Here is an 11,119-nt window from a genome sequence, read left to right as displayed (position 1 = left end):
TATAAGTAATGTTATTGCGACAACAGTCTCGTTTTCTTATTTGAAACAAGGTTAATTTAAATTGTTTTAAGTTTTCAAATCTGAATTATAACTAAATAAACAAAGGCAAATTTAATTACCATAGGCTCATTTAAACATGACAATGCTCATAGTATAGGTATGAGCATTGTCATTTTTATCGAAAGTAGTTTACACTACTTTCGATTCATATAACAATGTAGTTTGTACTATGACCGAGAAGTTTAAAAAAGACCCTGCTCCACAATTTTTAACAGAAGAACGTGCTTTTCTTGATGGTCCTAGAAGTAGGTTTAAAGAATTGTGGTTTACGTTTAAGGTACAATATCAGTTTATTAGAGCATTCAGAAAATTACACTTTATTGGACCCTGTGTAACCGTTTTTGGTTCTGCTCGTTTTAATGAAGATAATGTCTACTACAAAAAGGCAGAAGAAGTAGGTAGAGCATTATCTGAAATGGGGTTTGCTGTTATGACCGGTGGCGGACCAGGTATTATGGAAGCGGCTAATAAAGGTGCTTACCTAAACAATGGTTATTCTATTGGGTGTAATATTATACTGCCGCACGAACAAAAACCGAACCCCTATTTACATAAGTGGATCAACATACCTTACTTCTTTGTACGCAAATTTTTACTGCTGAAATATTCATATGCATTTGTTGTGTTGCCAGGTGGTATTGGAACGCTGGATGAGCTTTTTGAAGCAGTAACGTTGATACAGACTAAAATGATTCACAACTTTCCGGTAGTGGTTATTGGTAAAGAATATCATAAAGAACTATACCACCATATAAAGACCATGGCTGACAATGAAAGTATTTCAAAAGAGGATATGGATTTAATGTTCTTGACAGATTCGGTTGAAGAAATGAAAGCGCACCTTAAAGAACATGCCGTTAAACGATTTGGACTTATTAAGAAACCAATGCGTAAAAGATGGTGGTTTGGAGAAACCGAAAGAAATTATAAAAATAATAACCTATAATAATGAAAATCAGACTTATATATTTAATGACCCTTATTTTTTCTTTGGTCTTTCTTAATTCTTGTCAGTCAAAAAAACAATCAAATTTAGAAACAGCCCAAATAGACAGTACAGGAATAACACTGGTATACCAAAAGTTACTTAATGAACCAACACTCATACAGATTTCAAAAGATATTAAGGTAGGAAAGTATTTTCAGTTCATGGATTCTGTGGTTGGTAAATATGATTCTATTGTGCCTTATGATTTATCTGAACATCTACTGGTGCGCAATAATCCTTGGATTATTGATACACTTGAAAACACTGATTATTATAGAATGATGGCTCGCGATTCATTTGTATATGACCAAAAGCAAATGATAGTACTACCAAAAGGGAGTCAATTAACTATTCCAGATTCACTCAGTGCCTGTAAATTATTGGAAGCATTTTCTAATACAGAAATTGATGTGAATATACCTGAATATAAATTACGCATCTTTCAAGATTCTACTTTGTTGTATGAGTTTCCGGTGAGAGTAGGGCAATTTAGAGAACGGTATTTAAAATTTGGAGACCGAGTGACCGATTTAAGAACGAAAACAGGAAAAGGTTCTATTGTTAAACATGTGAAGCATCCAGATTTTTATAATCCTGTAAATGGAAAGCGTTTTTATGTAACTAGAAGAGATGATGAGAAGACTACAATGATGCCACAAATTCCATGGATAGAAACTGAAATCAATAATGTCAGAAATGGACAAATGATTCACCCTACTACAAACCCTAAAACGTTAGGAAAAGCATATTCTAACGGATGTATTGGATTAGGGGAGGCAGACTCTTGGAGGGTGTATTATTATGCACCATTGGGTACCAAACTCCGAATTAGGTATGATTTGGAGACCTATGATGAAGGTATTGTCATTTCTGTGCTTAGAGATGTTTATCGTTTAGCCAATTAGAATGAATATGAATTGGCTTTGTATCCCTAACTAAGGTATGCTATATTAATAATTTTATTAATTTTACTAAAGTGAATAAGCTGTTTTCCATACTACTATCATCGCTCATCATGCTGCAAAGCTTTGGTGTGCATTATGATGATATTGTTCAATTAGACGAACTAATTGAGCATGCGCAGTTTCATAGCGAACAGTATGGAGATAATATGATTGTTTTTCTTTCCAAGCATTATGGAGAATTAAAAGCGGATCATCAAAGAGATCACCAAGAAGAAAAAAAGGATCACGAAAAACTTCCTTTTAATCATAATAGTACTTCTCATACATGTGTGGCAGATGTTTTTATTAGTATCTATAAGTCAGATTTGAATGTAGTTGAATTTTTAGATTATAAATCTGCCAATTTCTATTATCAGGCACCAACATCTTCATTGCATACACAAGGTATTTTACAACCACCGCGCATTTCATAATACAATCGATTTTTAATTTTTTAGTTCAAATTCATCTCTGTGAATTTGAGCGCTTAACATTGATTTATATGAAAACATGCTTTCACATATCATTAATTTCAGTTTAAAGAATAAGCTAATTATTCTATTATTTACCGTATTCATAGTTGGCTACGGACTATTTGCCCTTTCACAAATTCCGATTGGGGCAGTGCCAGATGTAACGAATAACCAAGTTCAGGTCATTACTACGTCGCGGAATCTTTCTACTCAAGATATGGAACAATTTATAACCTATCCGGTAGAATTAGAAATGGCAAACTTACCAGGGGTTAAAGAAATTCGTTCTGTGTCAAAATTCGGTCTATCGGTGGTAACCATAGTATTTGACGATGATTTAGGAACGTATTTGCCAAGACAATTAATTGCCGAGAAAATATCTTCTGCTTCAGAGAAAATACCTGCTGGTTTTGGTACTCCACAAATGGGACCCATAACTACAGGATTAGGAGAAATCTATCAATATATATTGGAGGTGGAACCTGAGTATAAAGATGAGTATACCACCACAGATTTAAGAACGATTCAAGATTGGGTTGTTAAACGCCAATTGTCTGGTATACCAGGTGTTGTTGAGGTGAACACCTGGGGCGGATTTTTAAAACAGTATGAAGTCGCTATAAACACCCAAAAGCTAAACGCCATGAATATTACAGCAAGTGATGTTTTTAAATCACTTGAAAGTAATAATAGTGTTTCTGGTGGTGGGTATATAGAAAAGGTGAATCAGGCATTTTTTATTCGTGGAGAAGGCTTAGTTACATCTCTAGATGATATTAGAAATATTGTTGTGAAAAATGAAGGCGGAGTCCCTATCTATATAAAAGATATTGCTACGGTAGATTTTGGTAGTGCCATACGTTTTGGAGCGATAACCGGTAATGGGGAAGGTGAGAAGGTCATGGGGCAAGTGATGATGTTAAAAGATGCGAACTCTAAAAAAGTGATAGAGGCTGTTAAAGAACGTGTTGCTGAAATTTCAAAGTCACTACCAAAAGGCGTTTATATAAATCCGTTTTTAGAGCGAAGTGAACTGATTGCGAAAACCACTTTTACGGTCACCGAAAACTTAATTTTAGGATGTTTGATAGTCATCTTTGTGGTAGTACTGTTATTGGGAAACTTCAGATCTGGTTTAGTGGTAGCATCGGTAATTCCGTTATGTCTGTTGTTCGCATTATCACTCATGTATATATTCGGAGTCGATGCCAATTTAATGAGTTTAGGAGCTATAGATTTCGGTATCATTATAGATGGTGCGGTAATTATTGTAGAGTTCATAGCCTTTGAAATCACAAGAAAACAGCAAGAAATCAATAGTCTGGCAACGTCTGAAAAACAACAGCTAAAAGATGAGATAACCTTTAATGGGGCATCAAAAATGATGAATTCTGCCATTTTTGGGCAACTTATAATATTAATCGTTTTTATTCCTATTCTATCTTTAAGTGGAGTGGAAGGTAAAATGTTTAAGCCTATGGCACTAACATTTAGTTTCGCTTTAATTGGCGCAATGATATTATGTTTTACGTATGTACCAGTGGCTGCATCAATTTTCTTGAAACCGTCTAAAGAATCTGATAAGAATATTTCGGTTCGCCTAATGAAATGGTTGAACAAGAAATATGAACCAATTATAGACTGGGCATTACAAAGTAAGAAATTGGTTTTGGGGATTGCATCGGTATTTCTTTTGGGTGCAATTTTCTTGTATAGCACTATGGGTAGTGAATTTGTGCCAACATTAGATGAAGGTGATTTTGTAATTCAGCCTGTTTTAAAAACGGGAACGTCATTAAGTAAGACCGTAGAAATAACCACTGAGATTGAGAAAATTCTACTGAAAAAATTCCCAGAAGTTCAACAGGTGGTAACTAGAATTGGGGCTGCCGAAGTACCAACGGATCCAATGTCAATGGAAGAAAGTGATGTCATCATTAAACTGGCTCCAAAAGGGGAATGGACAAGTGCTGATTCCAAAGATGAGCTAGCTGATAAATTTAAAGAAGCTTTGGCTATTATACCGGGTATGGAAGTAGAGTTTACCCAACCTATAGAAATGCGTTTTAATGAGTTGATAACCGGAGTACGGGCAGATATTGCCATTAAAATATTCGGACCTGATTTAGATGTTCTAGCTAGAAAAGGAAGTGAGATTGGTAATTTGATTAAGAATGTAGAAGGTGCCGCGGATATTAGTGTGGAGAAAATTGCGGGTTTACCAGAGATGAGCGTCAACTATGACCGTGCTAAAATTGCCCGTTTTGGCTTAAATATTCAAGAATTGAATGATATGGTATCCATGGGTTTTGCAGGTAAAACTGCGGGCAGTGTGTTTGAGGGAGAAAAGCGATTCGATTTAGTAGTACGATTAGATAAAGCGAAGCGACAAGATATTGATGATCTCAAAAATCTTTATGTAGATCTACCAATGGGCGGTAAAGTGCCTTTGACTGAATTGGCAGAAATCAGTTATAAAAAAGGAGCCGCTAAAATTTCTAGGGATGATACAAAGCGCCGAACCGTAGTAGGTGTAAACGTTCGTAACCGCGATTTACAGTCGGTAGTAGACGATGTTCAGCAATTGATTAATGAGAAAGTTAAGTTACCGGCAGGGTATACTATTACCTATGGTGGACAGTTCGAAAATTTACAGAGCGCTCGTGACCGTCTTATAATAGCAGTGCCAATTGCATTGGTGCTCATTTTCGCACTACTTTATTTTGCTTTTAAATCGGTAAAAGAAGCGCTAATCATTTATTCTGCAATTCCATTGGCAGCAGTTGGTGGCGTATTACTGTTATGGATGCGAGGTTTGCCATTTAGTATATCTGCAGGGGTTGGGTTTATAGCACTTTTTGGTATAGCCGTATTAAACGGAATCGTTTTAATAGAGCATTTTAAAGAACTGAAAAAGCATTCGTTCAATAATTTAGATGCGTTAATAAAACAAGGAACCAAAGATAGATTAAGAGCTGTATTGCTTACCGCTTCTGCAGCTGCTCTAGGTTTTTTACCGATGGCAATATCCACAAATGCAGGTGCTGAAGTACAAAGACCATTGGCAACTGTAGTAATTGGGGGCTTGTTTACGGCTACCATATTAACCTTGGTCGTTTTACCTGTGCTATATTCCATCTTTGATAATTATGATAATACAAGAAAGCCGATTCCTAAAACAACTTTGCAAAATGGTATAGCGTTTATTGCGCTACTCATAACTGTTGGCGTATCTGCACAAGAAACAAAAGGTCAAAATCTTGATGAATTGTTATCCTCAGCTATTGAAAACAATATGGGTTTAAAAGCTGGTAAATTAAAAGTTGAGGAATCTCAATCGATGATTAACAGTGCTTTTAATTTTAATAAAACGCATGTGTATTATGAATACGATGAAAATAATCTTGCCATTAATGACGTACCATTAAAGGTCTTTGGTGTACAACAAGATTTTCGTTTTCCAACTGAATATTTTTCTCAAAAGAGGGTGAATAAGGTGAGGAATAATTTGGTGCAAACTGAGTTCGATATTCAAAGTAAGGCTATAGAAAGAGATGTGACTATTGGGTATTACGAGTATCAAATTGCCCGTGAAAAAGTTAGGGTTTACAAACGTTTAGATAGCTTATATGCTAATTTTTCATCTGTTGCCGCCAGAAAATTTGAACTGGGCGAAACCAATTATTTAGAAAAAATTACCGCAGCTTCAAAACAGCGGAAAATCAATCTAGATTATCAACAGGCAATTCAGCAGGTATCTATAGCACATGCTAATTTGTTGCGAATAATTCAAGTTGAGGATAGTTTAGAGCTATCTGAAGAAATGAATCTTAAAATCGATTTGAAAGCTATTACTGTTGAAAGCACTCCAGAGATTGCCTATTATGAAACTAATATGCAATTAATGGCTGCCGAAAGTAATTTTGAAAAACAGCAATTACTTCCAGATATAAGTGTAGCCTACTTTCAAGGTTCAAATTCAGAGTTGAACGATAACCTTATTGGATATCAATTGGGTTTAAAAATTCCGTTGTTGTTCAGTGGGCAAGCCGCTAGAATTAAAGCTTCAAAAATTGCCAAAGAACGGGCGGTAACCGAGTCCATTGATTATAAAATTCAAATAAAGTCGAAGCAAGAAATCTTACTCAAAAAAATTGTACAGATTCAAAATTCGCTCAATTATTATGAAAATGAGGGCACTGAGCTATCCGATGAAATTTTAAAAACCGCTCAAATTAGTTTTAAAAATGGTGAAATTGATTTCTATCAATGTATACAGAGTTTAGAAAGTGCCTATGATATTAAATTGGGCTATCTAGATAAATTGAAAGAGTACAATGAAACTGTTATAAACATTAATTTCTTAACCTTATAAATACTGCATCATGCAAAACTATATATATAAAATTTCAGCCTTATTCATTTTTGTGATACTATCAAGTTGTGGAGAAGCAGAAAAACAATCCAACGAAAATGGTGTGTCAGAAGGAAATAATGACGACCGAATTCAAATTTCTAAAGCACAATTTGACCAGAACAATATGGAGTTAGATGTCATAAAAGAAATGGAATTTCCTATATCGATTACTACTTCAGGTATGATAGATGTGCCGCCAGAAAATAGAGCAGTAGTTAGCGCCACTATGGGTGGTTATATTAAAAGAACACCGTTATTAATAGGTGATAAGGTTCGTAAAGGTCAATTATTGGTGACTATTGAAAATCCGGAGTTTGTAGCCTTACAGCAAGAATATATGGAGGTGAATGGTCAACTAAGTTATTTAAAGGCTGAGTATGACCGCCAGCAAACTATGGTTGAAGAAAAAATATCTTCACAGAAAAGCTTTCTTAAAGCAGAGGGCGACTATAAAACAGCGGTCGCAAAATATAATGGGCTACGTAAGCAATTAGGCATGTTAAATATTTCAGCAGAACAAGTTGAAAAAGGTAATATAAGTTCAGAAGCATCCATTTTTGCACCAATAGCAGGTAGTATTACCAAAGTAAATGTATCTAGAGGAACGTTCGTTTCGCCGTCGGTTTCAATCATGGAAATTATTAACAACGACCATATTCATTTAGAGTTGTCTGTTTTTGAGAAGGATATTTTGAAAGTGAAGAAAGGGCAACTGGTAGCGTTTAAAATACCAGAATCATCAACAGAAACTTTCAAGGCAGAAATTCATTTAGTAGGTACTTCAATTGATGAGAATAGAACAATTAAAGTTCACGCTCATTTAGAGGATGAAGAGGCTGCTAATTTTCTAACAGGAATGTTTGTAGAGGCGAATATTATTACAGATGCATCCAAACAAATGGCATTGCCTACAGATGCTATCGGTGTAATTGATGACCAATCTTATGTACTAGTTTTAGATGATACAAAAGAGGGCAGTTATTACTTTAAACAGGTGCCGGTAAAAGTTCAAGGCAGTTATCAGGATATGAGTGCATTAGGTGAAAAAGTGATTTTTGAGCAGGGAACACAATTTTTAACAAAAGGTGCGTTTAGCCTGATAGGAGAGTAAATGATTTTTCCTTTTTAGTTTTAAAGTAATTTGATTTTAAAAGAAAGGTTTGGGTATAATTATTGACTTATGTTAAGTCCAATTGATAAAAGATATGAAAAACTATATAGTACTAGTATTGTTTGTAGTAACTGGATTAGGTTCATCGTTTGCACAAGATTGGCAAACCGATTTTAGTAAAGCACAAGAAATGGCTAAATCTAAAGACCTGCCAATTATATTGGTTTTTCAAGGCTCAGATTGGTGTGCGCCATGTATTAAGTTAGATAGGGATGTATGGACTACAGATGAGTTTAAGGCTTATGCAAAAGAGCATTATGTAATGTTACAAGCAGATTTTCCGCGCAGAAAAAGTAATGCATTACCAGAAGAGCAATTGAATAAGAACAAGGCATTAGCAGAAAAGTATAATAGAAACGGAGTATTTCCTTTTGTAGTTGTAATGAATGCTAAAGGCGAGGTGTATGGAGAAACGAGTTATAAAAAGTTAGCTCCAAAAGAATACATAAATGAAATGAATTCATTCATTAAATAAGGTGAAGAACATATTTCTCATACTAGCGTTATTTTCTCTTGGGTCACTTGTTGCTCAAGAGCCTTATAAGCGCACCTTAAAATTAATGGGTAGCCGTTTTGATATTACGGTGGTAGCTAAAGATCAAGTTGAAGCTGATGAATATATAGGCTTGGTTGTCAATGAAATAACAAGAATAGAGCAGTTAATTTCTTCATGGGATTCAAACTCACAAACATCGGAAGTAAATAGAAATGCAGGATTGCGACCAGTAAAAGTAGATGCTGAATTATTTGATTTAATTCAAAGGGCAATCGGTATTTCTAAGTTGACCGATGGAGCTTTTGATATCAGTTATGCTTCGATGGATAAAATTTGGAAGTTTGATGGTAGTATGACCGTTATGCCTTCTGCAGATTCAATTAAAGCTTCGGTTGAAAAAGTGGGTTTTCAAAATATAGTGTTAGATAAAGAAAGCAGTACTGTGTTTTTGAAGCTGAAAGGAATGAAGCTTGGCTTTGGTGCAATTGGTAAAGGTTATGCAGCAGATAAGGCTAAGGACTTATTGATTTCAAAAGGTGTTGTGTCAGGTATTATCAATGCATCGGGAGATATGAATACTTGGGGTAGACAACCCGATGGCAGCGAATGGAAAGTTGCCATTACCAATCCTATGGATAAGAATAAGGTTTTCGCCTTGTTGCCCATAACCAATGGGGCAGTAGTGACTTCAGGAAATTACGAAAAGTATGTAACTTTTAATGATGTACGGTATACGCATATTATTGACCCGAGAAGTGGGTATCCGGCAACGGGTATAATAAGTGTTACCGTGTTTGCCCCAAAAGCAGAATTGGCAGATGCTTTGGCAACATCGGTATTTGTGATGGGCATAGAAGTAGGCTTAAATCGTATCAATCAATTACCAAAAGTAGAATGTATTATAATCGATGATAAGGGGAATATCATCACATCGAAGAATATAGAAATAGAAAAATCATGATAAAGAAGATTTTGATTATTGCAGTTGTTGCTTGCTCATTTGGCAGCTGTGCGGTACTTAAAGAGTACGAGAAAATAAATATTAATGATCCAGATATGGTTTTGCAAGATAAAAAGGCAGACCGTAATGTAACTACCATGCATTCGTACAGAGAAGCTGCTGCTGGGGCAAATGGAGGTAAGACTGGCGGAGGCTGTGGCTGTAATTAATAAAATGGAATTTCACAAAAAATGAAAATATTTAAATCGATAGGTTTTATAGTAATGTTACTCTTGGTTGCGTCGGGTTATGCGCAACAAGATCAAGATGGTGTAAAAACATATAAGAAGAGAGTTTTAGAAACTACCGAGGTAGATTTCTTGACTAGCTATTACTCGCAAGATGGAGACAACGCTGCGGTAAGTGGAGGATTAGGAACCGAAGAGCTTACAGATTTCACAGGTACATTTGTGGTGTCTATACCATTAAACGATGATGATGTACTTACCATTGATGCTGGCGTTTCTGCGTACACATCGGCATCTTCTAGTAATGTTGACCCGTTTGATGGCGGGCAACCGGCAGACCCTTTTGTAGCTAGTTCTGGAGCATCAAGTTCAGATACTTGGGCAAACATATCTGGTTCATACAGTCATAGTTCAGATGATAGAAATACAATTGTTTCAGGTAAACTATCGGTATCTTCAGAATACGATTATTTCTCTTTAGGTTTCGGTGGCGGATTAACGAAATTATATAATGAAAAGAATACTGAAGTAAGTGTAAACGCCAACGTGTATTTAGATAAATGGAACTCCATTTATCCTTCAGAACTTAGACCTTTTGCAAGTGGCGCTAATGGTTTGGCTAATGGTTTGTTTTCCAATAATACAATTACAGGAAATACTGACTATAGTCCTGTTTTTAATGAATTCACTGATGAAACAAGAAATTCATATTCCGTTGGATTCGGTTTTTCACAAATTCTGAGTAAGAATCTTCAAGGTTCATTGGCGTTAGATTTTGTGCAACAGCAAGGATTGTTATCAACCCCGTTTCAACGTGTATATTTTGCAGATGTAGCAGATTCATTTATTGATAATTTTCAATTGGCTGATGCTATAGAACAATTGCCAGATAGCCGCTTTAAAGTAGCAGCAGGTGGTCGTTTAAACTGGTATGTAAATGAAACGGTAGTAGTACGTAGTTTCTATCGCTATTACTATGATGATTGGGGAATTAGCTCACATACGGCAAGTGTGGAGCTTCCTATAAAATTGTCGGATAAGTTTACAGTATATCCTTCCTATAGGTATTATCAACAAACGGCTGCAGATTATTTTTACGGATATGAAGAAGCATTATCTACGGAAACTTTTTACACCTCAGATTATGATTTATCGGAGTATTCTGCGAATCAATTTGGGATGGGAGTTTCGTATACAGATATATTTACTAAAATGCATATTTGGAAACTAGGTCTTAAAAGTATTGACTTGAAGTTTTATAAATATGACAGGGACACCACTTTTAGTTCTAGCATTATTACCGCAGGATTTAAATTTGTAATGGACTAATTGATGAAATAAGATAGATTAAAAAGCAGGTCTTACGACCTGCTTTTTATTTT

9 protein-coding genes are annotated in these 11,119 nt (G+C 35.4%); all 9 read left to right on the top strand.

From position 1 onward, the window contains the following. The first annotated feature begins 229 nt into the window (after positions 1 to 229). Positions 230 to 1,006, top strand: a complete 777-nt coding sequence (locus tag P178_RS0118550; protein WP_027067644.1) for a TIGR00730 family Rossman fold protein — start codon at positions 230 to 232, stop codon at positions 1,004 to 1,006. Positions 1,007 to 1,008: 2 nt separating this feature from the next. Then, positions 1,009 to 1,953 (top strand): L,D-transpeptidase, encoded by a 945-nt coding sequence (locus P178_RS0118545; protein WP_027067643.1) that lies wholly within the window; start codon positions 1,009 to 1,011, stop codon positions 1,951 to 1,953. A gap of 110 nt (positions 1,954 to 2,063) precedes the next feature. Then, positions 2,064 to 2,426 (top strand): hypothetical protein, encoded by a 363-nt coding sequence (locus P178_RS0118540; protein WP_231500569.1) that lies wholly within the window; start codon positions 2,064 to 2,066, stop codon positions 2,424 to 2,426. Between the two features lie 76 nt (positions 2,427 to 2,502). Further along, the gene (locus P178_RS0118535) at positions 2,503 to 6,840 is read left to right on the top strand and encodes a CusA/CzcA family heavy metal efflux RND transporter (RefSeq protein WP_027067641.1); all 4,338 of its coding nucleotides are present in this window, start codon (positions 2,503 to 2,505) and stop codon (positions 6,838 to 6,840) included. 10 nt (positions 6,841 to 6,850) lie between these two features. Beyond that, positions 6,851 to 7,993 carry an efflux RND transporter periplasmic adaptor subunit gene (locus P178_RS0118530; RefSeq protein WP_036147150.1) on the top strand — a complete coding sequence of 381 codons (1,143 nt, stop codon included), beginning with the start codon at positions 6,851 to 6,853 and terminating at the stop codon, positions 7,991 to 7,993. 94 nt (positions 7,994 to 8,087) lie between these two features. Beyond that, entirely contained in the window at positions 8,088 to 8,528 is a 441-nt protein-coding gene (locus tag P178_RS0118525) for a thioredoxin family protein (RefSeq protein ID WP_027067639.1), read from the top strand. A gap of 1 nt (position 8,529) precedes the next feature. After that, on the top strand, positions 8,530 to 9,510 hold the full coding sequence (locus tag P178_RS0118520) for an FAD:protein FMN transferase (protein ID WP_027067638.1): 981 nt from the start codon (positions 8,530 to 8,532) through the stop codon (positions 9,508 to 9,510). Then, complete coding sequence (locus P178_RS0118515; protein ID WP_027067637.1) at positions 9,507 to 9,719, top strand: DUF4266 domain-containing protein; 213 nt, start codon at positions 9,507 to 9,509, stop codon at positions 9,717 to 9,719. Before P178_RS0118520 ends, P178_RS0118515 begins: the two co-directional genes overlap by 4 nt. Positions 9,720 to 9,773: 54 nt before the next feature. Then, positions 9,774 to 11,066: a DUF3570 domain-containing protein gene (locus P178_RS0118510; RefSeq protein WP_197026834.1), complete on the top strand. Its 1,293-nt coding sequence runs from the start codon at positions 9,774 to 9,776 to the stop codon at positions 11,064 to 11,066. Positions 11,067 to 11,119 lie beyond the last annotated feature (53 nt).

The organism is Maribacter sp. Hel_I_7 (assembly GCF_000688315.1).
Taxonomy (GTDB): Bacteria; Bacteroidota; Bacteroidia; order Flavobacteriales; family Flavobacteriaceae; genus Maribacter; species Maribacter stanieri.
This window is presented reverse-complemented; position numbering and strand designations above follow the sequence as displayed.